Source organism: Haloferax prahovense DSM 18310, assembly GCF_000336815.1.
Classification (GTDB): domain Archaea; phylum Halobacteriota; class Halobacteria; order Halobacteriales; family Haloferacaceae; genus Haloferax; species Haloferax prahovense.
Window position 1 is genome coordinate 150,796 of record NZ_AOLG01000008.1, and the last position, 26,971, is coordinate 177,766.

The 26,971-nt window shown below is 67.8% G+C and carries 31 protein-coding genes; 9 read left to right on the forward strand and 22 right to left on the reverse strand.

Translation table 11 applies throughout. From position 1 onward, the window contains the following. Positions 1-106 precede the first annotated feature (106 nt). Positions 107-1,372 (reverse strand): outer membrane protein assembly factor BamB family protein, encoded by a 1,266-nt coding sequence (locus C457_RS00730; protein ID WP_008091048.1) that lies wholly within the window; start codon positions 1,370-1,372, stop codon positions 107-109. A 170-nt stretch (positions 1,373-1,542) separates the two neighbouring features. Between C457_RS00730 and C457_RS00735 the strand changes: the two genes are divergently transcribed. Then, complete coding sequence (locus C457_RS00735) at positions 1,543-1,830, forward strand: DUF7130 family rubredoxin-like protein (RefSeq protein ID WP_008091050.1); 288 nt, start codon at positions 1,543-1,545, stop codon at positions 1,828-1,830. A 71-nt stretch (positions 1,831-1,901) separates the two neighbouring features. Further along, positions 1,902-2,798 (forward strand): ketopantoate reductase family protein, encoded by an 897-nt coding sequence (locus C457_RS00740; RefSeq protein WP_008091053.1) that lies wholly within the window; start codon positions 1,902-1,904, stop codon positions 2,796-2,798. 22 nt (positions 2,799-2,820) lie between these two features. Here the strand turns inward: C457_RS00740 and C457_RS00745 are convergent, their stop codons facing one another. The 4 genes from C457_RS00745 to C457_RS00760 form a co-directional block, all read right to left on the reverse strand. After that, positions 2,821-4,362, reverse strand: coding sequence for a sulfatase (locus tag C457_RS00745; RefSeq protein WP_008091054.1), 1,542 nt, complete (start codon positions 4,360-4,362; stop codon positions 2,821-2,823). A 78-nt stretch (positions 4,363-4,440) separates the two neighbouring features. Further along, complete coding sequence (locus tag C457_RS00750; RefSeq protein ID WP_008091056.1) at positions 4,441-4,818, reverse strand: NifU family protein; 378 nt, start codon at positions 4,816-4,818, stop codon at positions 4,441-4,443. A 44-nt stretch (positions 4,819-4,862) separates the two neighbouring features. Then, positions 4,863-5,180 (reverse strand): DUF5783 family protein, encoded by a 318-nt coding sequence (locus C457_RS00755; RefSeq protein WP_004973973.1) that lies wholly within the window; start codon positions 5,178-5,180, stop codon positions 4,863-4,865. A 156-nt stretch (positions 5,181-5,336) separates the two neighbouring features. Then, entirely contained in the window at positions 5,337-5,558 is a 222-nt protein-coding gene (locus C457_RS00760; RefSeq protein ID WP_008091059.1) for a DUF7557 family protein, read from the reverse strand. A 463-nt stretch (positions 5,559-6,021) separates the two neighbouring features. Here C457_RS00760 and C457_RS00765 point away from each other — a divergent pair, with 463 nt between their 5' ends. Further along, positions 6,022-6,720, forward strand: a complete 699-nt coding sequence (locus C457_RS00765) for a potassium channel family protein (protein WP_049913348.1) — start codon at positions 6,022-6,024, stop codon at positions 6,718-6,720. 60 nt (positions 6,721-6,780) lie between these two features. Further along, positions 6,781-7,611: a polyphosphate kinase 2 gene (ppk2, locus tag C457_RS00770; protein WP_008091063.1), complete on the forward strand. Its 831-nt coding sequence runs from the start codon at positions 6,781-6,783 to the stop codon at positions 7,609-7,611. 34 nt (positions 7,612-7,645) lie between these two features. On the opposite strand, the gene C457_RS00775 is transcribed toward ppk2, so the two are convergent. The 5 genes from C457_RS00775 to hemC form a co-directional block, all read right to left on the reverse strand. After that, positions 7,646-9,091, reverse strand: coding sequence for a single-stranded-DNA-specific exonuclease RecJ (locus C457_RS00775; protein WP_008091064.1), 1,446 nt, complete (start codon positions 9,089-9,091; stop codon positions 7,646-7,648). A gap of 162 nt (positions 9,092-9,253) precedes the next feature. Then, positions 9,254-10,447 carry an MFS transporter gene (locus C457_RS00780; RefSeq protein ID WP_008091066.1) on the reverse strand — a complete coding sequence of 398 codons (1,194 nt, stop codon included), beginning with the start codon at positions 10,445-10,447 and terminating at the stop codon, positions 9,254-9,256. Between the two features lies 1 nt (position 10,448). After that, positions 10,449-11,192 (reverse strand): uroporphyrinogen-III synthase, encoded by a 744-nt coding sequence (locus tag C457_RS00785; protein WP_008091068.1) that lies wholly within the window; start codon positions 11,190-11,192, stop codon positions 10,449-10,451. Continuing rightward, complete coding sequence (gene cobA / locus C457_RS00790; RefSeq protein WP_008091070.1) at positions 11,189-12,064, reverse strand: uroporphyrinogen-III C-methyltransferase; 876 nt, start codon at positions 12,062-12,064, stop codon at positions 11,189-11,191. The genes C457_RS00785 and cobA overlap by 4 nt, the downstream gene beginning before the upstream one ends. A 1-nt stretch (position 12,065) precedes the next feature. Next, complete coding sequence (gene hemC / locus C457_RS00795) at positions 12,066-13,139, reverse strand: hydroxymethylbilane synthase (protein WP_008091071.1); 1,074 nt, start codon at positions 13,137-13,139, stop codon at positions 12,066-12,068. 124 nt (positions 13,140-13,263) lie between these two features. Here hemC and C457_RS00800 point away from each other — a divergent pair, with 124 nt between their 5' ends. Both C457_RS00800 and C457_RS00805 read left to right on the forward strand, forming a co-directional pair. Then, positions 13,264-13,653, forward strand: coding sequence for a hypothetical protein (locus tag C457_RS00800; protein WP_008091072.1), 390 nt, complete (start codon positions 13,264-13,266; stop codon positions 13,651-13,653). Positions 13,654-13,764: 111 nt separating this feature from the next. Then, positions 13,765-13,944: a hypothetical protein gene (locus C457_RS00805; RefSeq protein ID WP_233514260.1), complete on the forward strand. Its 180-nt coding sequence runs from the start codon at positions 13,765-13,767 to the stop codon at positions 13,942-13,944. Between the two features lie 36 nt (positions 13,945-13,980). Here the strand turns inward: C457_RS00805 and hemL are convergent, their stop codons facing one another. The 7 genes from hemL to hemB form a co-directional block, all read right to left on the reverse strand. Next, on the reverse strand, positions 13,981-15,318 hold the full coding sequence (gene hemL, locus C457_RS00810; protein WP_008091076.1) for a glutamate-1-semialdehyde 2,1-aminomutase: 1,338 nt from the start codon (positions 15,316-15,318) through the stop codon (positions 13,981-13,983). A gap of 125 nt (positions 15,319-15,443) precedes the next feature. Further along, complete coding sequence (locus C457_RS00815) at positions 15,444-16,151, reverse strand: CPBP family glutamic-type intramembrane protease (protein WP_008091078.1); 708 nt, start codon at positions 16,149-16,151, stop codon at positions 15,444-15,446. A 180-nt stretch (positions 16,152-16,331) separates the two neighbouring features. Beyond that, positions 16,332-16,703, reverse strand: a complete 372-nt coding sequence (locus C457_RS20850) for a P-II family nitrogen regulator (protein WP_004973960.1) — start codon at positions 16,701-16,703, stop codon at positions 16,332-16,334. A 3-nt stretch (positions 16,704-16,706) separates the two neighbouring features. Next, positions 16,707-18,077 carry an ammonium transporter gene (locus C457_RS00825; protein ID WP_008091081.1) on the reverse strand — a complete coding sequence of 457 codons (1,371 nt, stop codon included), beginning with the start codon at positions 18,075-18,077 and terminating at the stop codon, positions 16,707-16,709. Between the two features lie 380 nt (positions 18,078-18,457). After that, positions 18,458-18,817: a P-II family nitrogen regulator gene (locus C457_RS00830; protein ID WP_004973958.1), complete on the reverse strand. Its 360-nt coding sequence runs from the start codon at positions 18,815-18,817 to the stop codon at positions 18,458-18,460. Then, positions 18,814-20,232: an ammonium transporter gene (locus tag C457_RS00835; protein ID WP_008091084.1), complete on the reverse strand. Its 1,419-nt coding sequence runs from the start codon at positions 20,230-20,232 to the stop codon at positions 18,814-18,816. Before C457_RS00835 ends, C457_RS00830 begins: the two co-directional genes overlap by 4 nt. Positions 20,233-20,575: 343 nt before the next feature. Then, a complete protein-coding gene (hemB, locus tag C457_RS00840) occupies positions 20,576-21,559 on the reverse strand; it encodes a porphobilinogen synthase (protein WP_008091086.1) in 984 nt (327 codons plus the stop codon). Positions 21,560-21,664: 105 nt separating this feature from the next. Between hemB and C457_RS00845 the strand changes: the two genes are divergently transcribed. After that, the gene (locus C457_RS00845) at positions 21,665-22,177 is read left to right on the forward strand and encodes a DedA family protein (protein WP_008091088.1); all 513 of its coding nucleotides are present in this window, start codon (positions 21,665-21,667) and stop codon (positions 22,175-22,177) included. Positions 22,178-22,255: 78 nt separating this feature from the next. Here C457_RS00845 and C457_RS20480 read toward each other — a convergent pair whose 3' ends face one another. Together C457_RS20480 and C457_RS00850 are read right to left on the reverse strand one after the other, a co-directional pair. Further along, entirely contained in the window at positions 22,256-22,420 is a 165-nt protein-coding gene (locus tag C457_RS20480; RefSeq protein WP_004045157.1) for a DUF6757 family protein, read from the reverse strand. Between the two features lie 75 nt (positions 22,421-22,495). Further along, on the reverse strand, positions 22,496-23,290 hold the full coding sequence (locus C457_RS00850; protein ID WP_008091110.1) for a PHP domain-containing protein: 795 nt from the start codon (positions 23,288-23,290) through the stop codon (positions 22,496-22,498). A 132-nt stretch (positions 23,291-23,422) separates the two neighbouring features. On the opposite strand from C457_RS00850, the gene C457_RS00855 reads away from it, so the two are divergent. Further along, complete coding sequence (locus C457_RS00855) at positions 23,423-23,707, forward strand: DUF5789 family protein (RefSeq protein WP_004973953.1); 285 nt, start codon at positions 23,423-23,425, stop codon at positions 23,705-23,707. 129 nt (positions 23,708-23,836) lie between these two features. On the opposite strand, the gene C457_RS00860 is transcribed toward C457_RS00855, so the two are convergent. Further along, positions 23,837-24,844: a DUF5784 family protein gene (locus C457_RS00860; protein ID WP_008091113.1), complete on the reverse strand. Its 1,008-nt coding sequence runs from the start codon at positions 24,842-24,844 to the stop codon at positions 23,837-23,839. A gap of 167 nt (positions 24,845-25,011) precedes the next feature. On the opposite strand from C457_RS00860, the gene C457_RS20485 reads away from it, so the two are divergent. Further along, positions 25,012-25,188: a DUF5786 family protein gene (locus tag C457_RS20485; RefSeq protein ID WP_162832760.1), complete on the forward strand. Its 177-nt coding sequence runs from the start codon at positions 25,012-25,014 to the stop codon at positions 25,186-25,188. Positions 25,189-25,216: 28 nt separating this feature from the next. Here the strand turns inward: C457_RS20485 and C457_RS00865 are convergent, their stop codons facing one another. Beyond that, positions 25,217-25,912 (reverse strand): DUF7530 family protein, encoded by a 696-nt coding sequence (locus tag C457_RS00865; protein ID WP_008091117.1) that lies wholly within the window; start codon positions 25,910-25,912, stop codon positions 25,217-25,219. A gap of 76 nt (positions 25,913-25,988) precedes the next feature. Next, positions 25,989-26,921, reverse strand: coding sequence for an NAD(P)H-binding protein (locus C457_RS00870; protein WP_008091119.1), 933 nt, complete (start codon positions 26,919-26,921; stop codon positions 25,989-25,991). Between the last annotated feature and the right edge of the window lie 50 nt (positions 26,922-26,971).

Here is a 26,971-nt window from a genome sequence, read left to right on the forward strand (position 1 = left end):
AGAAAAAGTGGACGAGAACAAGCAGTCTGGCATCGCGGACTTCATGTAAGATTCGGGTGGGTTTTTCCTCCAGGTTTTCGAGCCGAGCGGCCACGTCGCGGGGGTCTCAGTTCCGCGCCGGTCCCAATCCGTGGAAGCCGTCGGCAGCGACGACGTACACCGCCCCGTCGAGCGGGACCGCCGTGCCGACGCCCTGCGATATCACGTCAGCCACCTGCACTTCTGGTGTCTGATGTATCCATAGCCGACGTTCTTCTACAGAATCGTACGCAACTAGCTGTCCGTGTTCATCGGAGGACAATATTGTTTCTCGTGCGCGCGCGTGAGGAACGCCGTGGAAGCGCGCCGCCACTTCCTTCCCGTCGTCGCGCAATAGCGTCGCGGTCTCTCCGCCGACGGCGATGTGGAGCACGTCGTCGGCGACGACCGGCGTGCCACTCCCCGGCGCCCGCCACAGCTCGGTGCCGTCGGTCGGGGCGAGCACGAGGAGTTCGTCGTCGCGGGTGGACAGGTACGCCGCCTCTGTCGTCGCGACCGGCGTCGTCCACTCGCTCGCCCGGGATTCGACGCGGAAGCGCCGCTCGCCGGTCGCGAGGTCGACGGCGTGGACGGCGTCGTCGGTGACGACGAACACCGCGCCATCGGCGACGGCCGGCGCGCCCTTCGCGTCGCTTCCGAGGTCGTAGCGCCAGCGCTCGGTCCCGTCGCCGAGTTCGAACGCCCGTAGGTGGGTTGGAACGCCGTCGAACCCGCCGCCAGAGACGGCGGCGACGCCGTCTCCCACCGCGGGCGGGCCGTGGATGCCGTCCATCTCCGGCCCGCGCCACAGTACCTCGTCGCCGTCGGCGGCGAGGCAGAAGGCCTCGATGAACGTCGTGACGACGACCCGGTCGCCTGCGACGACGGGCGGCGAGTTTATGCCGTAGCGGACGAGAGTGGTCGCGCTCCGCTCGGCCATCGTCGAGGGGTCGCGTCGAACGAGCGCGCTCTTGTCGCGCCCGCGGCCGTGAAGGTTGTAGAGGCGCTCCCCGTCGAGGACGGGCGAGCCGCCGGCGTTCAGCCGCCAGTACTCCTCGACGACGGGGGGGACCGAGACGTCGGGATTGTAGCCGGTGTTACCCCCGTCGAACTGGTACTGCGGCCACGTCCCCGATGGCGAGAGCGCGGGGTCACCCGGTGGCGTGGCCGTCACGCGTTCGTCCGGTCCGGAGGTCGGACCGGAGGTCGTGGTTGGCTCAGCGGTGGTGGTGGTCGTCTCCGTGGTCGTCGTCGGACTCGACGACCCGCCGTCGCGGCCGAGACAGCCGGCGGCGCCGAGAGATGCACCCCCGAGCAGTTGGAGGAACCGGCGACGGCTCCGAAATCGGGACATGTTACGAGCGTGACACTGATTCGGTAAGTGTCTTGTCGCGTCCTCTAATTCTATATCGCGATATTCAGTTTATTGTTTATGCTGGGTCCACACCCCTCCGAGCATCCCGCGGATTCTTGAGGGCGAACCGGCCGTTCCTTTTTATTCGCTCGCGCGACGAATAGTCTGGTATGGCTGACGAGACACAGCCGACGGTGGGAATGACGGTGTACGCGGAGGACGGAACCGAACTCGGGAGCATCCGTGGCTTCGACGACGACGGCTTCTTCGTGACGACCCGCGACGGACTCGCCGGGATGTCCGTCGAACACGAGCGCGCGGGCGGCGAGTTCGGCGAGGCCGAGTTGATGTGGCGGTGCAGCGACTGCGGCGAGATGGGCGACCTCGACGGACTGCCCGACACCTGTCCGAACTGCGGTGCCGAGCGCGAGAAACTCTACTACTGGACTGAGGACTGAGGGGTCGCCCCCGATTCGACCGCCGCGCCGCGACACTCGCCATTTTTGTCGTCCGCTGAGTACGGGTAGCCATGCGAATTCTCGTCTTCGGCGCGGGCAGTCTGGGCACGCTCGTCGGCGGCCTCCTCGCGTCGGTCCACGACGTGACGCTCGTCGCCCGCGACCCGCACGCAGCGCGGGTGTCGGCGGCCGGTCTCGACATCGTCGGTGCCGAGTCGGCGCACGTCTCACCGGCCGCGACGACGACCGAGACGGGCCACAGCGCGGGTCTCGCACTCGTCACCGTCAAATCGTTCGACACCGCGGCGGCGGCCGACGCGCTCGCCGACTGCGACGTGGGTGCGGTGCTATCGCTCCAAAACGGGCTCACCGAGGAGATGCTCGCCTCTCGTCTCGACGCACCCGTCCTCGCGGGGACGGCGACCTACGGGGCGCGGCTCGTCGAACCGGGTCGCGTCGAGTGCACCGGGGTCGGCCGGGTCGTCCTGGGCGCGCTCGACGGCGGTCCCGACCCGCTGGCCGAGCGCGTCGGCAAGGCGTTCCGGGACGCGGGGCTCGACACGCTCGTCGCCACAGACATGCCGAGGCGGCGCTGGGAGAAACTCGCGGTCAACGCCGGCATCAACGCGGTCACCGCGCTCTCGCGGGTCGAAAACGGCGCGCTCGCGGGCGATGACGCCGGCGAACTCGCACACCGGGCTGCCCGCGAGACGGCCCGAGTCGCCCGATTAGAGCGCGTTTCGCTCCCGAACCGGGTCGCCCGCGAGGCGGTCGACCGGGTGGTCGAAAAGACCGCCGCGAACCGCTCGTCGATGCTGCAGGATGTCGAGTCGGAAAAGCAGACCGAGGTCGACGCCATCAACGGTGCGGTCGTCGATATCGCCGCCGGACACGGCTTCGAGGTGCCGACGAACCGGACGCTTGCGGCGCTCCTTCGGGCGTGGGAGCGGGGAGAAGGGATACGCTAAGACGTAGACTCGGCGTCGGTCGCTATTCGAGGTAGCCGAGGTCGCGCAGGCGGTCCTGCGTCTCGTCGTCCATCTGGTCCACTGAATCGTCCGATACGTCGGTATCGAGCGCGTCGGTCCACGCGCCGCCGATGGCGTCTTCGAACTCCGCGAGGGCGGCCTCCGTCTCGGCGACCGCCTCGTCGTCCGAATCGGCGACGTTCTCGGTCTCCTCGGGGTCGACGTCGATTCGGTAGGCCTCGTCGGGTATGCGGTCGATTCGGACGTACTTGGCGTCGGTCCGCCGCGCCGCCCGCATCCGCGAGTAGAACCGCGAGTCCTCGGGGAGTTCGATGCCGGCGCCCGCGGCCTTCTCCTCTAACTGCTTGAGTTCGACCACGGGACGAGAGTACTCGACGAAGGCGTACTCGCCGTCTCGCCGCTGGCCGGGGTCGTCGTTCGACGCCCGCGCGAACTCCCGGTAGTCGGCCGACAGGAGCGAGCGCGTACGGTCGAGGCCGACCGCGTCGTCGCCGGGGCTCGCGGGTTCGCCGCCCTCGACGCCGAGCGAGTCGAGGACCGTGTGATAGAGGTCGACCAGTTCGACCTGGTCGTCGCGTCGGTCCGCGCCGAGGTCGGGGTGTTTGACCATGAGCGGGACGTTGATGAGCGGGTCGTACAGGCAGAACTCGTGGCCGTAGAGGCCGTGTTCGCCGTGGAGTTCGCCGTGGTCGGCGCAGACGACGACCATGGTGTCGTCCCAGCGGCCGGTCTCTTTCAGGTGGTCGAACAGCCGGGTGAGTTGGTCGTCGATGTGGGCGATTTCGGCGTCGTAGAGCCCGCGGATGTCCTCCCACTCGTCGTCGTCGATCTCGTAGGCTCCGGCGTTGTACTCCTTGGAGTTCTGGCAGACCTCGGTCGAATCGACGCCGGGCGCGAAGCGCTCTTTGTACTCCTCGGGCGGGTGGTACGGCAGATGGGCGTCCATGAGGTTGACGAACGCGAAGAACTCCTCGGAGTCGTCGATGAAGTCGATGGTCTGGTCGATGACCGCGGGCGTCTTCGAGTCCGCGCCCTCGCCGCCGGCGAGGTACTCGTGGGCGGTGTTGCCGAGGCTGACGAGCTTATCGGCGAGCGTCCGGAGCGCGTCGCTGTCGTTCATCGTCTTCCACGCCTTCGCCAGCGGGCCAGACAGGAACTCGCCGGGCATGACTTCGAAGAAGTTGTCCTGGTCGGCGAAGCCGTCGGTCAGATGCGTGTACGGCGTTATCCACGCGTTCGAGGAGTAACAGGCGGTGTCGTAGCCGGCCGCCGAGAGCGTCTCGGCGAGGGTCGTCGCGCCTTCGAGGTAGGGGTTCTCCTGGTCGGCCCCGTGTTGGCTCGGGTACATCCCGGTGAAAAGCGAGGCGTGGACCGGGAGCGTCCACGGTGCGGGCGCGACGGCCTGCTCGAAGACGGTCGCCTTGTCGGCGAATCGGTCGAGCCCCGGCGTCGTCGGGCGGTCGTAGCCGTACGGCGTGAGGTGGTCCTTCCGGACCGTGTCCATGACGACGAAGAGGACGTTCTCGGGCGACTCGGCAGTCATACCCGAGGGTGGGGAGTAGTCGCCGATAAAACTCCTGTTCTCGGCCGACGACGGGACGAAAACGTCCGAAACGCCGACTTAGAACGGGGCCTGCGGGCCCTGGTCGTCTTCGATGTCGGTCGTGTCGTCGCTGGTGTCGCCGGGGAACGACGGACTGCCGCCGCGGCTGTCGCCGCCCATGCCGCCGTCGTCGCCCATGCCGGTGTCGGCGTGGACTTCGTTGATCTCGGGAATCTCCTTGACCATGCGGGTCTTGATGGCCTGGATGGTCATCGGGGAGATACCGCACCCGGAGCAAGCGCCACCGAGGAGAACGGTGACCTCGCCGGTCTCGCGGTTGAGGTCGCGGATGGCCGCGCTGCCGCCGTGCATCTGGATCTGCGGGAAGTTCCGACGGAGGAAGTTCACGACACGCTCTTTGAGGTCGTCCTCGCCGTCCTGCGTCTCCGTGCTCATGCACGCGGCTTCGAGGTGAACGTGCTTAGGCCTTTGGTTCGGGGTTACGCCTCGACGCCGAAGACCCGCCGAAGCTCGCCTTCTATCTCGTCGACGTAGCGGTCGAGGACGGCGTCGAGTTCGTCGTCGTCGATTTCGACCGCCGTCAGTCGCTCGGCGGGGTTCTCGGGGAGCCGCACGGAGAAGTCGCCGTCCTCGTAGAACGGCTCGGATTCGTTGAGAATCTGCTGGTCGACCCCGTGGATGAGCGACGAGTCGAACTCGTCGTTCATCGTCTCGAAGGCGTTCTTGTACGCGCGCTGGAGTTCGGGGAAGTAGTTGGCGTACTTGTCCTCGAACTTCTCGGGGTCGAAGTCGGTCATACCCGGAGCTTTCGGGCTCCCGGCAAAAAATCGGACGGTTGTTCGCTGGTGTTTCCGATTCTATATAGCAGAGTGTGATTTATCACGGGTAGTCTCTCGAACAGCGATTCCGCTCTCTGTGCGTCTCAAATGCGGAAAATCGAGCGACGCGGGGCGTCACTCGATGAGCGGGCTGTCCACGCGCGCGGCGGAGAGTTCGCTCGCCGCGAAGATGGACACGAGCTCGGTTATCAGTTCGTCGTACGACTCGTCGTCCTCGCGCAGCGCGTCGAGTCGCTCGACGGTTCGACGGTCCAGTTCGACCATCTCTGTCTGTACCTCCGGTTCGTAGCCGACCGGGTAGTCGTATTCGGCCTCGTTTGAGTTGGCAGTCGCCATCGTTCACCCCACTCCGGCATGCGTGCCGGTGCCATGTCATACACAAGCATCCGATATGAGGATTTCGTGGATTTCGTGCCCGAAACCGAACGCGAATCCGGTTTGGCGTCGGTTCGTCACTCTCCGATTTCGAGATATAAATCATATTCTGCTATATCGAATAGTGTTCGAGAGCGAATCAGGGAGTCATAGCCAGAATATTGGGTTGTTTAAGGACAAACGGTTTTATACTCGAACGGTTGTCGAACACTAGATACATGGCCGAATATACACTCAAACACGAGTCAAACTTCTCCAAACGTGGACAGACTAGTGACTCTTCACTGTCGAGACGCCCGATTCGTCGCGATTGCGGGCCGCACGAGCCAGACCGGTCGCGCTCCCACGAGGTGTCCGCGCCCCCGTGACGTACGACCGCCGCATTCTCATCGACGCGCTGGCGCACAGGCCGTTGCTCCGGCGGATGGTCCGGCCGCTCGTCGCAGTCGCGGCGTTCGTCGTCGCCGGCGTCGGCGGATTCAGCGCCCTCGCCGGCGCGTCCCTCGTCGACGCGGCGTTCTGGCTTCTCGACCCGACCAGCATCGAACTCCACTACCAGACGCACGAGGGGCCGGCGACGCTGGTCAAGGCGTACGCCATCGTGATTCTCACCGGCCTCATTGGAACCGGACTGTGGGCCGGCGAGACGTTCGTCTCCGCGGCCTTCGGCGGGCAGATACGCGAGGAACTCGACCAGATGAAACTCCAACGAGAGATAGCGGAACTCGAATCGCACGTGGTCGTCTGCGGCTACGGAACCTTCGGTAAGACGGTGGCGGCGCGGCTCCGCGAGATGGGGCGCGACGTGGTCGTCGTCGAGAGCAAGGAGGCGCAGTACCAGCGCGCGCTCGACGCGGACCTGCTCGCGGTCGAAGGCGACGCCCGCCGCGAGGACAGGCTCATCGACGCGGGCGTCGAACGCGCCGCGACGGTCGTCGGGGCGATCGACGACTCCAAGGTGAACATCCAAATCGCCATCGCGGCGAGCCGGTTGTCCCCCGACGCCAAACTCGTCGTCCGCGCGGGCGATCAGATGGACGAGGCGCTCGCGCGCCGCGCCGGTGCCGACGAAGTCGTCGTCCCGGAGATCGTGAGCGGCGAGCAGGTCTGTTCGGACCTCTGAACCGCCGCGCCGACCCCATCTCTCCGCCTGCTATTTGTTCACAGCGCACGCAGTTCGCCTATGCCCACCGACAAACCTCGCTACAACGACGAGGGCGTCCTGAAGAAGAAACAGTACAAACGCGAGTTGAACCGCCTGCAGGAAGAACTGGTGAAACTCCAGTACTGGATAAAGGAACACGACCTCAGGGTCTGCGTCGTCTTCGAGGGGCGGGACGCCGCGGGCAAAGGTGGCGTCATCAAGCGCATCACCCGCCGGCTCAACCCGCGGGTGGCGCGGGTCGTCGCGCTCGGCAAACCCACGGAGCGAGAGCGCGGCCAGTGGTACTTCCAGCGGTACGTCGAACAGCTTCCGACCGAGGGCGAGATGGTGCTTTTCGACCGGAGTTGGTACAACCGCGCGGGCGTCGAGCGGGTGATGGGCTTCTGTACCGACGAGGAGTACGAGGAGTTCCTGCGAACCTGTCCCGAGTTCGAGCGGATGCTCGTCCGGTCGGGCATCGTCCTCGTCAAGTACTGGTTCTCCATCAGCGACGAGGAACAGGAACGGCGGTTCCAGAAGCGAAACGAGGACCCGAAGCGCCGCTGGAAGCTCAGTCCGATGGACCTCGAAGCGCGCTCGCGGTGGGCCGACTACTCGGAGGCCAAAGACCGGATGTTCGAACACACCGATACCGACGACGCTCCGTGGCACGTCGTCAACGCGGACGTGAAGCGCCACGCGCGACTCAACTGCATCTCGCACCTGCTGGAGCAAATCGACTACGAGGACCTCACGCCCGACCCCATCGAACTCCCGTCCCGACAGGACGACACCGGTCACGAGCGCCCGCCAATCGACAGTCAAAACTGGGTTCCGGCGAGGTTCGGGTCGAATCCGGTCGACGACTGAGCGCCGTCTTCCGTCGCCGGTGGGAGATTTTGTTTCAGTCGTCGCTGTCGTCGCTATCGGCGTCTCCCAACTGCTCGCCGACGATGCGGTCCGCCTCGGCGATGAACGCCTCGACTTCGCCCTTCGGAATCGTCGCGCCCGCGGCCACGTCGTGGCCGCCGCCGTCGCCGCCGACCGATCGAGACGCCTCGCGCATGACCGCCGAGAGGTCCAACCCGTCTCGGACCATCACGTACGACCCGCGCGAGGAGACTTTCACCTCGCCTTCCTCGGTGTCGGCGAACGCGAGGACCGGAATCCCGTTTCGGGTCGCGCCGGTGCCGACGGCCATCCCGGCGACGATGCCGACGATGGTTTCGCGTATCTCGTCGCCCGCGTCGAACCACTGGAGGTTGTCTTCGACGTGGACGCCGTGTTCTTTCACCCACTGGAGGCCGTTCGAGAGGTTCTTTCGGTGGTTCCGAAGGAGCCTGCGCGCCCGGTCGAGCGCCGCGTCGCGCTCGCCGAGACAGACCGCGAGGCCCACGTCGGCGCGGTCGTAGCGCGCGGTTGCGTTCAGGAGCGTCGAGAACTCGCTCACGTCGCGGAGTTCGGTTCCCTCTTGCTCCCGAGAGAGCACGTAGGTCGTCCCCACGAGGTCGTCGATGCGGGACGCGGGCACGCCGCTGGCGATGGCGCGGCGAATCAGGGCGCTGGCGAGCGTCTGGCGCTCGTCGCCGGTGAGGTCGACCCACCGCTTCCACTCGCCGTCGTCGTCGCGGCAGGCCACGTCGAGTTCGGTGAGGAACTCGATGGCTCCGGCCTCGTTGTTCGAGATGCCGGGGATGCGAACGTCGGTCGCGTACTGGAGGAGTTTGGGGAGCGCGCGGGTCTGGCGGCCGTAGATACGGAGGTCGGTGCCCTCCTCGACGACGCCGGCCTCGACGCCCTCGTCGACGATGCCCGCGTTGGCCCCGCGGAGTTCGCCGTTCGTGTCCTGCATGTCGCCGACCGCGCCGACGACGGCGAGGGCGGCGAGGTCGCGGTTGTCGACGCCCTCGGGTTCGAGCGCCCGCGCGAGGACGTAGCTCGCGCCCGCGCCGGAGAGTTCGCTCGCGCCGTTGAGGCCGAACCGGAGCGGGTTGAGGTGGTGGTCGGTCTCGACGCCCTCGGCGGGCTGGTGGTGGTCGGCGATGACGGGGTGGAAGTCGCCCGCCGCCTCGTACTCGGCGACGATGTCGAGTTGGCCGCTCCCGAAGTCCGTGAACAGCACGGTGTCGTAGTCGGTCGCCGCGATATCGGCGACGGCGGCCTCGTCGAGTTGGCGGCAGAACACCGTCTCGAAGGGGATTTCGGCGCGTTCGAGCGCGGTCGAGGCGATGCCGGCGCTCGTCAACCCGTCGGCGTCGATGTGCGAGGCGAGGAGCACCCGGTCGGCGTCGCGGAGGCGGGCCGCGCAGGCCGCCGCGTGCTCGGCGAGTTCGGGGACGGGTCCGTCCATTGGTGTGGTACTCACGCCCTCTCCGGCATAAACGCTGGTAGTTCGGGCACGGAACCCCTTCGTTTCCACTCCAGTTCGGCGGCGAACATGTGTCGTGGTTGCCGCGGTTCGGTATAAGAAGCCTCGCCCGCGGGGCGGGGGATTGGTCGACCGCGACGCCGGTCAGATTCGCCGTCTGACGACGAACAGGAGGACGGTCGCGAGCACCGTCGAGCCGGCGACCAGCGCCCAGCCGGCCCCGTATCCCGTCGATTCCACGACGAAGCCGAAAAGCGGCGGGGCGACGAGGCCGCCGACGTTGAGCGCGGTCTGGCCGCCGGCGGTCGCCGCGCCGATGTCGCCGTCGTCGACGACGCCGCTCAGACAGGAGTAGAAGACGCCGGTCGAGCCGTGGATGGTGAGGCCGAGCGCGACGAAGACGGCGATGGTGAGCGCGAACGAGCCGCCGGTTCCGACGAGGAGCGAAAAGAGCGCGACCGCGCCGGCCAGTTGGACGAGCGCGACGGTGGCCGCGCCGCGGGCCCCGCCGAGTCGGTCCGCGAGGCTCCCCGCGCCGATGCGGCCGACGCTTCCGGTCACCTGCGTCGCCGCGAGGACGCCCCCGGCGAGGGCGGGGCCGGTTCCGACCACGTCCTGCACGTACAGGACGGTGTAGCCGAGCATCGAGAAGATGGACGCGCCGATGAACAGTCCGGCGGCGACGAGCGCGACGTAGGCGCGGTTGTCGCCGAGGCCGGCGAGCCGGGGTCGTTCGAGCCGGCCGGTTCCCGGGTTCCCGCGGTAGCGCGTCGCGAAGACGAGCGCGTAGCCGGCGGCGAAGACGCCGATTGCCCAGAACCCCACCTGCCACGCCGCGACGACGGCGACGCCGGTGACGACGAGCGACGACGCTCCGCTACCGAGGGTGACGCCGACCTGTTTCAGCCCCATGGCGAGGTTCTTGCTCCCGGCGGGCGCGGCCGCGACGATGCCGCGGTTCGACGCCGGCATCGCGGTCGAGTACGCTGCCCCGAGGAGCGCCACCGTCACCAACAACAGGAGATACGACGGCGGCGCGAACGTGACGCCGACCAGCGCGACTGCGAGCGCCAGCAGGCCGACGACCATGACGGGCTTTTCGCCGTAGCCGTCGACGGCCGCGCCGCTGGGGAAGAGAAACACCGTGTAGCCGAGCAGGCCGGCGGTCAGAAAGAGACCGACGAGCGACTCGGAGACCGAAAACGCCTCGCGGACGAAGCCGGTCGCCGCGAAGATGGCGTAGTAACAGAGGCTCGCGGCGGTCTGCCAGCCGGCGACCGAGCCGACGGCGCGCCACGAGCCGTCTCTCGTCTCGGCTCCCGCCTCGGTTCCCGTCACGTCACTCGTGATACGTCGGCGCGGCCGTCTCGACCGCGGCCACCGCGAGTGACTCGAACGTCGCCTCGTCGGGGACGACGGTCACGTCGATGCCGTGGGACGCCGCGGTGTCGCGGGTCGGCGGCCCGATTGTGCCGACGACGGCGTCGTTCAGGCCGGCGATGGCCTCCTCTCGGATACCTCGCTCCGCGGCGGCGTCGAGGAAGTGTTCGACCGTGAGCGACGAGGTAAAGAGGGCGGCTTCGAGGTCGCCGGCCGCGGCCAGTTCGGCCGACTTTCCCGCTCCCTCGGGGCGGACGAGGCGGTAGAGCACCGTTTCGTGGACGTCCGCGCCCGCGTCGCGCAGGCCGTCGGTGAGGACGGGACTGCCGTGGTCGCTCCGGGCGACTTCGACCGTCGCGCCGTCCACGTCGGGCGCGAGGTGGTCGACCAGTCCCGCCGAGGTGTACTCGTCGGGGACGCGGTCGACCGTCCAACCCGCGTCGCGGGCGGCGTCGGCGGTCGCGGGGCCGATGCAGCACAGCACCGCGTCGCCGGGTTCCCAGCCGTCGGCGGCGAGGAGTTCGACGCCGGTCTTGCTCGTTAGGACGACGAACTCGCCGGCCTCGGGCGTCGCGCCGGTCGGTTCGATTGCGAGCATCGGGTCGGGGACCGGGGTCGCGCCGAGCGAGTCGAGGAGTTCGACGGCGCGCTCGATGCGGTCGTCGTCGGGCCGGAAGACGGCCGCGCGGACCTGCTGGCTCATTCGTCTCCTCCCGAACCTCCCGCGGTCGCGTCAGTCTCGGCGATGGCGTCCGCGCCGCCGCCCTGCAGGAACTGCTTCACGCGGTCGCGAGTCGCGGCGACCTCGCCGATGACGGTGATTGCGGGCGGTTCGATGTCGGCCTCGTCGCGCACGTCGACGATGGTGTCGAGGGTGCCGGTGGCGACGCGCATGTCGGGCCACGTGGCCCGCTCGATGAGGGCGACGGGCGTGTCGCCGTCCATCCCCGCCTCGCGGAGCTCGGCGGTGTACAGCGGGAGTTTGCCGACGCCCATGAGCACGACGAGCGTCCCGCCGGTCGCGGCGAGCGCGTCCCAATCGACCGCTGACTCGTCTTTCGTCGGGTCCTCGTGGCCGGTGACGAACGACACCGACGAGACGTGGTCGCGATGGGTGACGGGGATACCCGCCGCGCCGGCCCCGGCGACCGCCGAGGTGATGCCCGGCACGACTTCGAAGGGAATCCCGTTGTCGGCGAGGTGTTCCATCTCCTCGCCGCCGCGGCCGAAGACGAACGGGTCGCCGCCCTTCAGGCGCACCACGTCCTTGCCCTCGCGGGCGAGTTCGACCAGTCGGTTGTTCGTGTACTCCTGCGGGGTCCACTCGCCGCCGGCGCGCTTGCCCACGTCCTCGCGCTTGTCGGCCGGAATCATCCCGAGAATCTCCGGGCCGGGAAGCTTGTCGTGGAGGACCACGTCAGCCTCGTCGATGAGGCGGGCGGCCTTCATCGTCAGCAGTTCCGGGTCGCCCGGGCCGCTACCGACGAGGTGGACCGTGCCGACGCCGTCGCCGTCGGTCGCGTCGCCGGTCGACCGTTCCTCCGCCGTCCCGGGTTCCGCGTCGTCGGCCGTCATCTCACTCCTCGGCCTCCTCGCGGGCGGCGTCGACTAACTGGCCGGCACCACGGTCGCGCAGGGCCGCCGCGAACTCGCGGGCGGCGTTAGCGTGGTTGCCGACGGGGAGGTCCCGAGAGGTCTTGATGGACTCCGAGCCGTCCGTCGCGAGCACCTGCACGTCGACGTGGACGTGCTCGCCCTGCAGGAGGGCGTGGACCCCGACCGGGGCGATACAGCCGCCGCCGAGTTCGGCGAGAATGGTCCGCTCGACGGTCGTCTCGACGCGGGTCCGCGGGTGGTCGAGTTTGTCGCGGATGAGGTCGATGACCTCCGAGTCTGCGGCGGTCACGGCGATGGCCCCCTGTCCGGGCGCGGGGACGAACGTCGTCCGCGGCAGGCGCTCGTAGTTCACCTTCTCCGAGAGCCCGCTGCGCTTGAGTCCCGCCTCTGCGAGGACGATGGCGTCGTACTCGGTTTCGACCTTCCGACCGAGCGCCTGCCGTTCGAGCTCGGTGAGCCCCTCGAACCACTCGTCTGCGGTCTCGTCGAACGCCTCTTCGTGGTCGGTCTTGCCCTTCTTCTCTTGCCGTTCTTTGTCGTTTTCGACGCGGGCCTCGTGTTCGCGCTGGAGGTGCGTCGCCAGCAGTTTCTCGATGCGGGTGTCGACGTTGCCCCGGAGCGGTTCGACTTCGAGGTCGTCGCGGTAGTTCAGCAGTTGGGCCTGCCGGCGGAGCGACGACGTGCCGACGACGGCTCCCTCCGGCAGGTCGTCGATGCCGTGGCCCTCTGCCGTGACGAGCACGTCGCCGGCGGGCGCGCGCTCGGGAACGCCCGCGACGACGAGGTCGGCGGGCTTCTCGGTCGGCATGTCCTTCATCGAGTGGACCGCGGCGTCGACCTCGCCGTCGAGGACGCGCTCGTCGAGCGCGCGGACGAACGCGCCGGTCTTGCCCAGTCGGTGGATGAGTTCGTCCTGAATCCGGTCGCCCGTGGTCTCGACTTCGACGAGTTCGACGTCGAGTCGGCGGCCCGCGAGCGCCCCCTGCACGCTCGCGGCCTGCGCGCGAGCGAGCGCCGACCCTCGCGTCGCCAAGCGAAGTGTTGTAGTCATACGCGTCAGTCCGGCCCCCGCGTTGAAAAGCCCTCCAGTTCGCTCCCGCGCGCCGGGTCGAATCCGAACGGAAGACCGATACAGTCCCCGTGCGACGACCCGGACGATGCCCTCCCTCGATTCGGTCGTCCGGCAGGTCGGCGACCTCGTCGTCGTCGCGCTCCTCCTGTTCGGCCTGACTTCGGTCGTCGCGCCCCTCGACCTGCTCCTCTCGGCGCTCGGCGTCGAACCCCCGTGGTTCGCCGGCCTCGCCGCGGCCGCGCTCGTCGCACTCGCGCTCCTCCTCGCGCGCCCGCTCCGCCTCCGCCTCGTCGCCCGCGTCTGGGGTATCGGCCTCGTCGTGACCGCCGTCTGGATTCCGCTGTTGGTCCTCTTCGAACTCCAGGGGAACCCGGTCGGCATCCTCGTCTCGTGGGCGGTCTGTCTCGGCGTCGGCGTCGCCCTGACCTATCCGCCGCTGTGGCGGGCGGCCGAGGCGCGACTGCGGGCCGAGTGACCGGGTTCGCGCCGGGTCGCAGTCACGGCGAGTGACTCTCGCTCGCACGGCCGAATCGCGCCCGTATCGAAGTGCCGAACAGTTATGCGCCTCCGCGGCGACGCCTCCGACGTGAACAGGTCCGTCCGTCTCGCGCTCACCTTCGGCGTCGCGTTCGTCGTCGCGCTCCCGCTCGGATTCATCTTCGCGCCGGACCCGACGGGGGTCGTCCCGCTTTTCCTCACCGTCGGACTGGCCGCCGTCTTCGGACTCCCGGCGTACCTCGGGCTCTCTCGGGCGATCGCGTCGTAAAAAAGCTCCTTCGGCGGGTCGCAGGGCGGGACGCGCCTACAGCGCTTGCTTGTACGCTTCCAGCGTCTCCTCGATGTCCTCGTCGGTGTGGGCGTAGGAGACGAACTGCGACTCGAACTGGTTCGCCGTGAGGAACACGCCCTGGTCTTTCATCTCCTGCCAGAAGACGCGCTCCCAGCGGTCGGTCTCCGCTTTCGACACGTCCGCGCCGGTCTTCGGGCAGACGTCGTAGTTGGGACACGACTCGACCTGCGCGCAGCCGTCGGCGCAGGCGTCGGCGCGCTCGGCCGTCCCGTGGCGCGTGAACACCGTCTTGAACATCGAGTCCGTGCCGACGACGGTGTACTCGGGGGCCTGGTCTTCGAGGATGTCCGTGATGCCCGACCGAAGCTTCTCGCCGAGGCGGTCGACGTGTCCGTACACGTCGTTTTCCGCGGCGTACTTCAGGTACTCGTGGCCCGCGGCCATCGTGACCGGATGGCCCGAGAAGGTTCCCGACTGGAACACGTCGCCGCCGGGGGGGAACTGCTCGACGAGTTCGGCCTTCCCGCCGACCGCGCCGACGGGGAAGCCGCCGCCGATAATCTTTCCGAACGTCGTGAGGTCGGGCGTGACGCCGAACTTGCCTTGGGCGCACTGGAGGCCGCCGACGCGGAAGCCGGTGATAACCTCGTCGAAGATGAGGAGCGCGCCGTGCTCTTCGGTGACGTCGCGGAGGGCTTCGAGGTAGCCGTCGACGGGGTGGACGATACCCGTGTTCGCCAGAATCGGCTCGGTCAGCACCGCGGCGATGTCCTCGCCGTGTTCCTCGAACACCTCGCGGACCGTCTCCTCGTCGTTGAACGGGACGGGGATGGTGTGTTCGGCGAACGAGGAGGGGATGCCGGGCGTCGAGGGCTTCGCGTTCCCGGGGCCGCCCTCGACGAGCGTGGACTCCTGTGCGCCGTGGTAGCCGCCCTGCATGACGACGATTTTGTCGCGGCCGGTGACGCCGCGGGCGAGGCGGACCGCCGAGACGGTCGCCTCCGTGCCGGAGTTGACGAACCGCAGCATCTCGACGGAGGGGACGTGTCGCGCGACGAACTCGGCGTGTTCGACCTCGATTTCGGTCGGCGCGCCGTACATCGGCCCGGCCGCGGCGTGCTTCTGGACCGCCGACTGGACGGGTTCGGGGGCGTCGTGGCCGTAGAGGAGCGGCCCGTAGCCCAGCACGTAGTCGATGTAGCGGTTCCCGTCGGCGTCGATGACGTGCGCGCCGTCGCCGCGCTCGACGAAGAACGGGTACGGTTGCGTCGCCCGGACCGAGGAGTTCACGCCGCCCGCGAGCACGGACAGCGCGCGGTCGTACAGCGCCCTTGACTCGTCGTGGTTCATGCGCGCCGGTTCGACCGCTCGCGGGAAAGACCTTACTGGGTCGGCCGCACCTGCCACCGGCGAACCAGTAGACGACACGGCCGGCATGAACTGTCGGGTGTCGGGACTGCGGCGCCCACCGAGACCTACCTCGCCGTCCCGTCGGCGGCGGCCTCAGCGCCGTCGGCGTCGTCGGCCTTCTCCACCGACCCGGCCAGGAGCAGTCCGACCGCGTCGTTGAGCGCGTGGATGCAGGCGAGCGCGACCACGTCGCGCACGAGGAGGTACACGACCGTCGTCAGGAGCGCGGGGACGGCGATTCTGGCGACCGCGCCGCGCTCCCAGCCGACGGCGTGGCTCGCGGTGAACGCGGCGAACGAGACGCCGCCCGCGAGAAGCGGGCTGCCGGTGAGTTCGAGGAGCCGCTCGACGGCGTAGCCGTGGAACAGCACTTGCTCCGTGACGCCGGCGGTCCCGGCCACGAAGAGCCGGTGTCTGACCGACAGCGAGGCCAGTCCGGTCATCCCCTCGTCGAGGCCGCCCACGCCGAGTCGGTCGAAGACGGGCGTCGTCACCGCGTTCGCGGCGAACAGGAGGAAGACGCCGCCGCCGACCACCGCGACGAACGCGAGGGGGTCCAGCGAGCGGCCGGTCATCGAGGACAGCGGTCGCCCCTCGACGACGAGGACGTAGCCGCACAGGAGGGCGAAGACGGCCCACTTGTTCGCGTCGCTGACGAGGAGGTCGGCGCGGAGGTCGTCGGGTTCGGAGAGGTACCGGTCAGCGAGCAGTCCGGCGACTGCCATTCCGAACAGCGCGACCGCGAGTCCGCCGAGGACCGCGACAGTCACCACGTGGAGCCACCGCTCATCGTCACGACGCTCGGTGCGGAGCGGAAAAACGGTTTCGCGTGGGTTCGGCTCTCGCCCCGCGAGGGGCCACCGGTACGTTCGACCGAACCGATATAACCCCGTCGCCGGTCGGAGCGACGGGCGTGGGGACGGTACGAGGACCGCCGACAGAGAACGAGCGGCTCAGACCGCGTCGCGTCCGGTCTTGCCGGTGCGGACTTGGACGGCGCTCTCGACGGGGAAGGTGAACACCTTCCCGTCGCCTTTCTCGCCCGTGTGGGCGGCGTCGGCGATGGCGTCGACCACGTCGTCGGCCGGGATGTCGGCGACGACGCACTCGACTTTGACCTTCTGGTGGAGGTCGACGGTGTACTCCTCGCCGCGCCACTGGCTCTTTTTCGCGGGCTGAGAGCCGCGGCCGGAGACGTTGGTGACGGTCAGCGACGGCGCGCCGATTTCGGCGAGCGCGGTCTTCACGTCGGAGAGCTTGTCGGGGCGGATAACGGCCATGACGAGCTTGATGTCGCCGTCGTTCGGAAGGTCGGAATCACTCATAACTCAGTCCTCCCGGCCCGTCGTCATGAATCCATCCCCGCTCGGGACGCCGGAGCCGTCGGTGCGGATGCCGGTGTCGGCGTCGGGCGAACCGAACTCGGGGTAGGTGTCGACGCCGTGTTCGGCGGTGTCGAGCCCCTCGCGTTCGTGGTCCGAGGAGACGCGGACCTGTCCGATGGCCCGGAAGCCGCCGAAGACGACTGCGGTCGCGGCGAACGTCCAGACGGCGATGACGCCGACGCCGATGACCTGCGGGACGGCGAGCGAGACGAAGGACGCGCCGTCGTGCCACAGCGGGACGGCGAACACGGGGTAGAGGAGCGCACCGAGGATGCCCGCGGAACCGTGAACGGGGAAGACCGCGCACACGTCGTCGATGTGGAGGCGCTTTTCGACGAACTCGAAGACGACCGGGAGCTGTGCGCCGGCGAGGAGGCCGACGGCCAGCGCGCCCGGCCAGACGATGTCGTCCGCGATGGCGGTGACGCCGACGAGCCCGGCGAGGAGGCCGTTTGCGACGTAGAGCGTGTCGACCTTGCCGGTCTTGTACATGGCGACGCCGCCCGCGCCGATTGCGCCGGCGGCCATGCCGAGAGTCGTCACGAGGGCGACGCGGCCGACGTAGGCGAAGGAGCCGAGCGTGACCGCGCCGTCGGCGTACGCGAGGGGCGCGGCGGCGGTGCCGACGTTGAAGCCGTACCAGCCGAACGCGAGGATGAGCGTGCCGAGGACGGCGAACGTGATGGAGTGGCCGGGAATGACGTTCGCCGTGCCGTCGGGCTTGAAGCGGTTCATGCGTGGGCCGATAATCCACGCCGCGGTGAGGCCGGCGATGCCGCCCATGCCGTGGACGATCATGCCGCCCGCGAAGTCGTGGAAGCCGAGGGCGTCGAGGAAGCCGCCGCCCCAGGTGAAGCCGACGACGACGGGGTAGATGACGCCCGCGATGAGGATGGTGTACGTGAGGTACGCCCGGAGCCGGGCGCGGCCCGCCACGGCACCGGAGACGATGGTGGCGGCGGTCATGGCGAAGACGGCTCCGAACAGCCAGTCAACCCACGCCGTCGTCGCCGAGGCGTCGGGCGCGTAGAGGCTCATGAACGCCCCAGAAATCGTCGTCGCGGGACCGCCGGTGAAGGCGGCGACGATGGACGACACCGCCGCGCCGAGCAGGAAGAACACGATGACGCCGATACTCCACGTCAGCAGGTTCTTGGTCAGTTGGTTGGCGACGTTCTTCGCGCGGACCTGCCCGGCTTCGAGCATGGCGAAGCCGGCGTGCATGAAGAAGATGAGGAACGTGACCGTGAGGACCCACACGAGGTTCACGCCCTCGACGACCGAAGCGAGGTCGGCCTGCAGGGGTGTCAACATACGATTCCTCCGGCGAACAGTTCGAGCTGTGAAGTTGGACAGTCGTTCATATTGGTGCTCGATTCGCGACCGAATGTCTCGCGAACCATGAGAGATGCTATCTACAGACGTTCATATAACGGTTCGCGTTGACAAATGACCACAAAAAGACGTTCTGAGAGACGTATGTCCGATATAGGATGAAGTATGTGTTGTATAAGGACGTAAGGCTAGCACTCAGTAAACAAATGTTGCCACGTAATCCGACGAATGTAGTGTAGAATTAGTAATAGGAATAGTTCGGGGGCGTTCATCGAACCCCAGTCGGGTGCGCACTCACGCGGGCCGCGGCGGGAGTGGCAAACAGAGACGTCGAGCCGGTTTCGGTCGCAGGTGCGCGCTCAGACTGCCGGGTTGCCCTCCTTGCCGGTGCGGACTTGGACGGCGCTCTCGACGGGGAGGACGAACACCTTTCCGTCGCCTTTCTCGCCCGTGTGGGCGGACTCAGCGATGGCCTCGACCACGTCGTCGACGGGAATATCGGCGACGACGCACTCGACTTTGACCTTCTGGTGGAGGTCCACGGTGTACTCCTCGCCGCGCCACTGGCCCTTCTTCGCGGGCTGAGAGCCGCGGCCGGAGACGTTGGTGACGGTCAGCGACGGCGCGCCCGCCTCGGCGAGCGCGGTCTTCACGTCGGAGAGCTTGTCGGGGCGGATGATGGCCATCACCATCTTGATTCCCTGTTCTTCGTCGCTCATTGGCTGTCACCTCCGTTGGCTTCGACAGCTTCGTCTTCCTCGACGCCGCCGTCGGTGCGCACGTCGCTGCCGCCGTCGGTCGCCGTGGGCGAGCCGAGTGCGCCGTCGGGACCGGCGTCGCCGACGAATTCGGGGTAGACCGAGACGCCGTGTTCGCCGACGTCGAGGCCTTCGACTTCCTCTTCTTCCGAGACGCGGAGGCCGAAGGCGGCGTCCGCGATGGCGAAGACGACCGCCGAGGCGAGGATGGTCCACGCGGCGATGACGACCACGCCGATGACCTGCATCGCGAGCTGGGTTCCGGAGAAGCCGCTCACCGCGAAGACGGGAATGAGTGCCGTGCCGACCGCGCCCGCGACGCCGTGGACGGCGAAGACGCCACACACGTCGTCGATTTTGAGCGAGTCGACGGTCCAGCGGTACGCCGGCAGGACGATTGCGCCGCCGAGCGCGCCGAGGATGAGACCGCCCCACCACGTGACGTGGGGGACGGCGCCGGTGACTGCGACGAGACCGGCGAGCAGGCCGTTGGCCATCCAGAGGGGGTCGGGCTTGCCCTGGTAGCTCGTCGAGACGATCATCGCGGCGACCGCGCCGGCGCCCATGCCGAGGGTCGTCACGAGGGCGACGCGACCGAGCGCGGCACCCATGAACTCCAGACCGCCGCTTTCGGTGGTCGCGAGGACCGTCGCCTGCGTGCCGACGTTGAAGCCGTACCAGCCGAACGCGAGGATGAGCGTGCCGAGGACGGCGAGCAGCATCGAGTGGCCCGGGATGGGCTGGCTGTCGCCGTTGGCGTCGAAGCGACCCTTACGCGGGCCGACCATCTTCGCGCCGACGAGGCCGGCGATGCCGCCGCACATGTGGACGACGGTCGCGCCGGCGAAGTCGAGGTAGCCGACGCCGAGGGCGGCACCGATGTAACCGCTCCCCGAGAGGAGGCCACCGGACCACGTCATGCCCTGCACGACGGGGTAGATGAGCCCGGTGATGGTGGCCGCGAAGACGATGTACGCGCGGAAGTCCATGCGTTCTGCGACCGCGCCGGAGACGATGGTGGCGGCGGTCATGGCGAAGACGGCTCCGAAGAGCCAGTCAATCCACGCGCCGGAGTCGCCGATGTACGAGAACGCGGCGGCGACGTCGAAGCCGCCGGGCGACGTGAGGCCGCCGACGATTGTCGCGACCCCCGCGCCGACGAGGAAGTAGACGAGCACGCCGAGCGCCCAGTCGGTCATGTTCTTCATCAGTACGTTGCCCACGTTCTTCGCGCGTACCTGCCCTGCCTCTAAGAGCGCGAAGCCCGGCTGCATGAAGAAGATGAGGAACGAGACGACGAGGATCCAGACGTAGTTGACCCCCTGTGCGATAACGCTCGGGTCGACCTGTAGTGGAATCACGACTGCCCACCCCATGCGGCCACGAGTGACCGTTCAGCTACTTTTGCTCCGTATCCGTGTGGATTCTGGTGCTTCATCACGGTTCGGCTTCATGGTGAGTTAGTACATAAAGTGTGGGGTTGATTTTGTCAAATTTAGTGGGACGTAATACCACAACTGCACAAAATAGGCTAGAATATTACGCATATAAGGTTGTATATCGTCCAAGGATTTTGAGATTCTCGGGTCTTCTGTGGACGAACGTTCAGGAAAATGTTGCCTGACAAGTGTGTTTTGGCCGTGCGCACCGCGGTATCGTGTCACGTAGTTCGGAGTTCGAATTGGCGGGTTCGGGGCGTTCGACTCGGCCGTCGACGCCTCAGTCGAGCTGCCGCGCCACGCGCTCTGCGAAGTACGTGATGATGAGGTCCGCGCCCGCCCGCTTCATCGACAGGAGCGACTCGTGAGCGACCCCATCGAGGTCCAACCAGCCCTTCTCGGCGGCGGCGTGGAGCATCGCGTACTCGCCGGAGACGTTGTAGGCGGCGACCGGGTGGTCGTAGCCCTCGCGGATGGCGCGGACGATGTCGAGGTACGGCAGGCCCGGCTTGACCATCAGCACGTCCGCGCCCTGTTCCACGTCGAGCGCGACCTCGCGGAGCGCCTCGCGGGCGTTCGCGGGGTCCATCTGGTAGTGCCGCCGGTCGCCGAAGGCCGGCGCGCCGTCGGCCGCGTCGCGGAAGGGACCGTAGAAGGCGCTCTCGTACTTCGCGGCGTAGGACATGATGGGAACCTCGTCGCGGCCGGCGTCGTCGAGGGCGGCCCGAATCGCGCCGACCATCCCGTCCATCGAGGCCGAGGGGGCGACCATGTCAGCGCCCGCTTCGGCGTGGGAGACGGCCGTCTCCGCGAGCAGGTCGAGAGTCGGTCCGTTTTCGACGGTTAACGTCGGGTCGTCCTCGGCGTGGTCCTCCAGGACTCCGCAGTGGCCGTGGTCGGTGTACTCACAGAGACACACGTCGGTGATGACGTAGGCGTCGGTCTCGGCGGTGATGGCTCGAACTGCCTCCTGTACGACTCCGTCTCGCGCGTACGCGCGCGAACCCTCTGCGTCTTTCGACTCGGGGATGCCGAAGACGATGACGGCCTCGACGCCCGCCTCGCGGACCTCGGCGACGCGGTCGGCGGCCTCGTCGACCGGCACGCGCTCGTGACCCGGCATGGACTCGATGGGGACGCGCTCGTCAGTCGTCGCGTCCACGAAGACTGGCGCGACGAGGTCCGTCGCGTCGAGGGTCGTCTCCGAGACGAGCGGGCGAATCCCGTCGGTTCGAAGCCTGCGGGGACGGTCGGTGAACTCCATACACCGGGTTCGGCTGGCGGCGGCAAAATGCCGTCGCTCCCGTCGCTTCGCGCCGCATTATCCACCCCATAATGAACACAGTACCGTTCGAACCGCGCACACGACATGAGCGCCTTCACCGCCCAACTCCCCGACGTCCTTCGGGAGCTCCTCGCTTCCGACCTCGCTCTCGTCGCCCTCTTTTTCGTGTTCGTGCTGGAGGGTGCGATGCTCCTCTACGTCGCGCCGAGCGAACTCCTCGTGCCCGGGGCGCTGGTGCTGGTCGGCGAACGACTGTTGATTCCGATTCTCGCCGTCGCCGTTCTGGGCGCGACGCTCGGTCAGGTCGCGCTGTTCTCGGTCGCCAAACGGGGCGGCCGCGAGTACCTCCTCTCGCGGTCGTGGTTCCGCGTCGGCGAGGACTCGCTCGACCGGTTCGACGGCTGGTTCGACCGCTGGGGGCCGGTCGTCGTCCCGCTGAGCAACGCGATGCTGTTCACGCGCGGGATGCTCACCGTTCCGGCCGGTCTCTCGGATATGTCGACGAAGCGGTTCGTCGCCCTCTCGGCGGCCGGAACCGTCGTGTTCGAGAGCGCGCTCGCGGCGCTGTACGTGTTCGGCGGACAGGTCCTCGCGTAGACGGGTTCTCCGTCGCGGGCAACGCTCGGCGTCGCGGGGTAGGAAGGCGTTAGTGGAGGGACACCTGCTGACCGGCCGCTACTTTGTTCGATTAATGTCGAGTTTTTCCTTCAGGGCGGCGAGTTCCTCGGATTCGGCGAGTTCCTCGACCCGCTTGCGGAAGTGTCGCTCGCAGAGACCGACCTTAATGTGGTCCTTCTCCGCGGCGTATGCGGCCTCACGGTCGCAGTAGTGACACTGCATATCCCCCCTTCAGTTCCGATAGGATTTAACTCTACGCCCCACGGCACATTCGGAGTTATTCACGGACTAACACGGTTAGAGACCGTCTACCGCCGCGGCGAACCGAGCGAAGTCGGCCGCCGGCGGTCCGGCGCGGCCGAGGGTTTCGTCGTGGGCGTCGCTCCCGCCCGTGGCGAACAGGTCGTAGCGTTCGATGGCCTCGTCAACGAGGTCGCGGTCGACTGCGAAGCCGTATGGGTAGTAGCGTTCCACGGCGTCGAGGTCGGCACAGAGGTCGAGCGCGCCCGCCGGGTCGCGGTAGCGGAACGGGTGCGCGAGGCCGACCACGTCGCAGGCGTCCCGGAGGGCCGCCACGCCATCGTCGAACGTCGGGAGTTCGCGCGGGACGTAACAGGGGCCGTCCGCGCCGATGAGCTCGTCGAACGCCCCTTGGTAGTCGTAGGGAGCGTCGCTGGCGTCGATAGCGCGGGCGACGTGCGGCCGACCGACGCCGTCGTGGATGTCGATGTCGAGGCTGACTCCGATCTCGGCTTCGACCGCCGCGACGATGTCGCTGGCGCGCTCCACGCGGTTCCGCTGGAGGCGCTCGACCGTCTCGACGAGGGCGGGTCGCTCTCTGAGCCCGTAGCCGAGGAGGTCGACCCGACGGTCGCCGGCGTCGACGCGCAGTTCGATGCCCCGAACGATAGTCACGCCGTCGCGTTCGATAACCGGGGCGTCGAGGTCCGGGTGGTAGCGGTCGTGGTCCGTCACGGCCACCACCTCGACCCCGCCCGCGCGGGCCGCGTCGGGGAGCGCGTCGATAGTGAGCCGGCCGTCCGAGGCGGTCGTGTGGAGATGGAGGTCCGCGACCGGCGGGCTGTCGTCCATGCCACGTGGTCGGGGCGAGGGAGGGACAAACGTTGCGCCCAGTATATCATTAAGGACGATTAAGGACTGCAAGGGCACTAATCAAATACATGGAAAATCATTAAGAATGATGACGACACAGCTGTGGGTGTAATGCGCCTGAACGGACTCGGCGACGCCATCGATCGCCACGAATACCCGATTAGCTCGACCGACTTCGCCCAACGCCACGGCGACGAAGTAATCGAGCTCCAGAACGGTCAGGAGACTGTCGCACAGATCCTGGCCCGTCTCGGCGACGAGACGTACACGTGCCCGCAGGACGTGCGGGACGCCCTCTTCACCGGCGTCGGTCACGAGGCGATCGGTCGTCGATACTACAGCGACCGCGACCCGTCCCCGCTCGGTGAGAACGGGCCCGAGATGGTCTCGTTCTGAGGCAGGCTCTCGTCTCGTCTCGATTTTTTCTTTCTGACTGCGACCCGTGAGCCGTCGGCTCGGGGTCGGGTTCGGCGACTCGACCGCGCGCCCGCGATGCGCTCGGTCCACAACCGGTCAGAACGAACGTCAGTCAGCGAGCCACGGCAGGTCCACCGGGACCGACCCCTTCGAGTAGCCTTCGACCTGTCCCGACGGGCGGAGCCGGAAGACCACCGCGGGTCGGTGCCGCACGTCGGGCTTCTCGCCCATGATGGCGGACCAGTCGTCGTCGGGGAACGACGAGCAGTCGACGAACAGGGTCACGCCGCCGCCGTGTTCGGCGAGTTGGCCCTCGCCGTTAGTCTTGGTCTGTGCCGTGTCCCGAATCGCGGCGATTGGGTTGCTCACGGAGCGTCGGTTCGGCGGGAGCGGCCGCGTCACCTCGATGAGCGCGCCGCCCGCGGGGGTGTTCTCCGCGCGGAAGTCGATGGAGTGGCCGGTCGTCACGGCGATTTCGGGCGTGATGTCGTACCCCGCCTCGTCGAGGAGGTACGCCACGTCGAACTCGCCCATCGCCGCGGCCATCCGTATTGGGTCGAAGTACTCCGAGGTGCCGAGCTTTCCGGCCATGACCTCGCGGTACTCGTCGAGGACGCCCGTGGCGAAGAACGACTCGTAGAACTCCAGGGCCTCCTCACGGGTCGCGTCCGGGAAGCCCGCCGCGTGGTCGTAAAAGAACTCGCGGGTCGTCTCGCGGCCGTCCTTCGAGAGGAACACCGGGAGGAAGAACCACGAGAGGTGCGGATAGGGCTTCAGCCACGGCGACTGGTCGAACAGCTCGGCGATGAGTTCGCGCTGGGCCCACCGAGAAACCTCGAAGGGGGCTTCGTCGAAGCCCTCCTTGTCGGTCCGCCACAGCGAACTCGGCGTCTCGGTGTTGCCTATCCAGTAGGCGTGGTCGTCGGCCCACGCGAAGAGCGCGGTGTCGCCGTTGTCCATGTCGAACCGACGGGCCTCGTACCCCTCGGGCGGTGCGTACCACGGTGCACCCATCTCTGCGCCGAGGTTGGCGTCGAGCGGCTGGAAGATGTCGCGGGTGATGCGCGAGTCGTCCCAGCGTCCGGGGGCGTAACGAAAGCGAAGCGGGCGTGCCACACACGGTGTAGTTCGGCGATTGTTTTTACCCTTTCCTGCCGCGGGGCCTGTTTTCGGCCACTCCCTCCCCCTTCTGCCCTCGGTTACCTCCGGATATCCCCGAGTATCACGATTGTGAATCTCTCCGATAGCTATATGTGGCACACACCCACATGGTAAGTCGAACCATGTCAATGGGGGCATACGACGAAGCCGAACACGAACGCCGCGAGCGGATGACGAGCCAGGTCGAACCCGGGACCGACGACGACCGGAAGACCTACCGCGGGAGCGTCGAGTACGACTCCGGCGACTCGACCGATGCGCTGCTCAAACAGTTCAAGCGGATGAAGTCCGACGACTGACCCGTACCCTCTCTGTTCCTGCGTACCCTCACGTCCTCGTCAGCGCCGCGGCCGTCACCGACACGACGGTCACGGCGACGACGTGCCCGCCGACCGCGAACAGGAGCACCGGCTGGTCTGCGACGAACGGCAGCAACAGCATCTGCGCGACCGCGAAGCCGACGTTCAGGAGGTTCACCCGCCTGACCGTCCCGGCGGTCGGACCGTCGAACCGATAGCGGACCGCCCCCCAGAGGCCGACGACGGCCGCCCACCACGACGTGCCGATTCGGTAACAGAGGTCCCAGAGAACGAGCAGCGTCAGGTAGACGACCACGACCGGCGGTTCGGGGCCGAACAGCGTCGTCATGAGCGCCGTCCCCGGCTGTTGCGGGTCGAAGACGAACAGGTGCGTCACGAGCGCGACGAACGCGAGCACGCCGAGGACGACCTCGATGCTCGACCCGAAAAGCAGGCGTCGATAGGGCGCGGGCACCCTCGCGGCGCGGGTCCACTCGCCCATGCGGAGCATCACGACGCTGCCCGCGGCCGCGACGACGATGGCCGCGGTGCCCGCGACCGCCGCGGCCCACAGGTCGTACACCCACGCGAAGACGAGCACGGCGACCTCGAAGACGGCGATTTGGAGGGCGATAGCGCCCGCTTCGCCGATTCTCACGCCCGGGAGCGCGCCGACGATGCTCTCGTACACCCACGTCTCGCCGTACTCCGGGGCGTCGTTCATATCCCGCCCCTACGGCCCCGCGGTATATCAATCGCTGCCGCGCTCGGGGCGCGCAGGCGGGCGGTTCGAGTCCCGTTCACGTCGGGGTCGTCGACGCCGGTTCGGCGGCTCGCTCCCGCAGCTCGCGCTCCTCACGGAGCGCCCGCTCGACCGCGGCGTCGAACGTCGTCTCGTCCACCTCGACGATGTCGCGGATGCGGTCGTCGCCGACGACGACGGGATTTTTCAGCCCCTCGATGAGCGGTCGGGCGACCCCCGTGTCCACGTCGGTCACGAGGCCGATCCAGTACGACGAGAGCCGCGGCGTCAACACGGGCACGGCGACGATTCGGGGCGCGTGGCCCAACTGCGCGCCGACGCGCTGGAGCATCTCCCGGTAGGTGAGCACGTCCGGGCCGCCGATTTCGTAGGTCTCGCCCGCCGTCTCGGGATGGTCGAGGACGCCCGCGAGGTAGGCGACAACGTCGGTGATGGCGATGGGTTGACACCGCGTTTCGACCCACTGCGGCGTCACCATGACCGGGAGGCGCTTGGCGAGTTGGCGCACCATCTCGAAGCTCGCGCTCCCCGCGCCGACGATGATGGCCGCCCGGAGGGTCGTCAGTTCGGGCGACCCCGACGCGAGGATGTGTTCGACCTCGCGGCGCGACCGAAGGTGCGGCGAGAGCTGGTCGCGGTCCTCGCCGAGACCGCCGAGGTAGACGATTCGTCCGACTCCGGCGGACTCGGCGGCGTCGACGAAGTTGCGGGCGGCGAGCCGGTCGCGCGCCTCGAAGTCGCCGCCGGAGTGCATCGAGTGGATGAGGTAGTACGCCGCGTCGACGCCAGCCATCGCGGGGGCGACCGTCGCCGGTTCGAAGATGTCGCCTTCGACCACGTCCACGCCCGGCGGACCGTCGTAGCGCGCCGCGTCACGGACGAAGACGACCACGTCGTGGCCGGCGTCGAGGAGGAGGGGAACGAGGTGCCGACCGACGAACCCGGTCGCACCGGTCACGAGCACTTTCATGATATACGGTAGCGCCGCTCACGATGTTAACGTATCGCTCGTTGACCCGA

What these genes read in the sequence shown, in the direction of transcription:
- C457_RS00730 (WP_008091048.1), bottom strand. Translation starts at nt 1,372, where the DNA reads ATGTCCCGATTTCGGAGCCGTCGCCGGTTCCTCCAACTGCTCGGGGGT.
- C457_RS00735 (WP_008091050.1), top strand. Translation starts at nt 1,543, where the DNA reads ATGGCTGACGAGACACAGCCGACGGTGGGAATGACGGTGTACGCGGAG.
- C457_RS00740 (WP_008091053.1), top strand. Translation starts at nt 1,902, where the DNA reads ATGCGAATTCTCGTCTTCGGCGCGGGCAGTCTGGGCACGCTCGTCGGC.
- C457_RS00745 (WP_008091054.1), bottom strand. Translation starts at nt 4,362, where the DNA reads ATGACTGCCGAGTCGCCCGAGAACGTCCTCTTCGTCGTCATGGACACG.
- C457_RS00750 (WP_008091056.1), bottom strand. Translation starts at nt 4,818, where the DNA reads ATGAGCACGGAGACGCAGGACGGCGAGGACGACCTCAAAGAGCGTGTC.
- C457_RS00755 (WP_004973973.1), bottom strand. Translation starts at nt 5,180, where the DNA reads ATGACCGACTTCGACCCCGAGAAGTTCGAGGACAAGTACGCCAACTAC.
- C457_RS00760 (WP_008091059.1), bottom strand. Translation starts at nt 5,558, where the DNA reads ATGGCGACTGCCAACTCAAACGAGGCCGAATACGACTACCCGGTCGGC.
- C457_RS00765 (WP_049913348.1), top strand. Translation starts at nt 6,022, where the DNA reads ATGGTCCGGCCGCTCGTCGCAGTCGCGGCGTTCGTCGTCGCCGGCGTC.
- ppk2 (WP_008091063.1), top strand. Translation starts at nt 6,781, where the DNA reads ATGCCCACCGACAAACCTCGCTACAACGACGAGGGCGTCCTGAAGAAG.
- C457_RS00775 (WP_008091064.1), bottom strand. Translation starts at nt 9,091, where the DNA reads ATGGACGGACCCGTCCCCGAACTCGCCGAGCACGCGGCGGCCTGCGCG.
- C457_RS00785 (WP_008091068.1), bottom strand. Translation starts at nt 11,192, where the DNA reads ATGAGCCAGCAGGTCCGCGCGGCCGTCTTCCGGCCCGACGACGACCGC.
- cobA (WP_008091070.1), bottom strand. Translation starts at nt 12,064, where the DNA reads ATGACGGCCGACGACGCGGAACCCGGGACGGCGGAGGAACGGTCGACC.
- C457_RS00800 (WP_008091072.1), top strand. Translation starts at nt 13,264, where the DNA reads ATGCCCTCCCTCGATTCGGTCGTCCGGCAGGTCGGCGACCTCGTCGTC.
- hemL (WP_008091076.1), bottom strand. Translation starts at nt 15,318, where the DNA reads ATGAACCACGACGAGTCAAGGGCGCTGTACGACCGCGCGCTGTCCGTG.
- C457_RS20850 (WP_004973960.1), bottom strand. Translation starts at nt 16,703, where the DNA reads ATGAGTGATTCCGACCTTCCGAACGACGGCGACATCAAGCTCGTCATG.
- C457_RS00825 (WP_008091081.1), bottom strand. Translation starts at nt 18,077, where the DNA reads ATGTTGACACCCCTGCAGGCCGACCTCGCTTCGGTCGTCGAGGGCGTG.
- C457_RS00830 (WP_004973958.1), bottom strand. Translation starts at nt 18,817, where the DNA reads ATGAGCGACGAAGAACAGGGAATCAAGATGGTGATGGCCATCATCCGC.
- C457_RS00835 (WP_008091084.1), bottom strand. Translation starts at nt 20,232, where the DNA reads ATGGGGTGGGCAGTCGTGATTCCACTACAGGTCGACCCGAGCGTTATC.
- hemB (WP_008091086.1), bottom strand. Translation starts at nt 21,559, where the DNA reads ATGGAGTTCACCGACCGTCCCCGCAGGCTTCGAACCGACGGGATTCGC.
- C457_RS00845 (WP_008091088.1), top strand. Translation starts at nt 21,665, where the DNA reads ATGAGCGCCTTCACCGCCCAACTCCCCGACGTCCTTCGGGAGCTCCTC.
- C457_RS20480 (WP_004045157.1), bottom strand. Translation starts at nt 22,420, where the DNA reads ATGCAGTGTCACTACTGCGACCGTGAGGCCGCATACGCCGCGGAGAAG.
- C457_RS00850 (WP_008091110.1), bottom strand. Translation starts at nt 23,290, where the DNA reads ATGGACGACAGCCCGCCGGTCGCGGACCTCCATCTCCACACGACCGCC.
- C457_RS00855 (WP_004973953.1), top strand. Translation starts at nt 23,423, where the DNA reads ATGCGCCTGAACGGACTCGGCGACGCCATCGATCGCCACGAATACCCG.
- C457_RS20485 (WP_162832760.1), top strand. Translation starts at nt 25,012, where the DNA reads ATGTCAATGGGGGCATACGACGAAGCCGAACACGAACGCCGCGAGCGG.
- C457_RS00865 (WP_008091117.1), bottom strand. Translation starts at nt 25,912, where the DNA reads ATGAACGACGCCCCGGAGTACGGCGAGACGTGGGTGTACGAGAGCATC.
- C457_RS00870 (WP_008091119.1), bottom strand. Translation starts at nt 26,921, where the DNA reads ATGAAAGTGCTCGTGACCGGTGCGACCGGGTTCGTCGGTCGGCACCTC.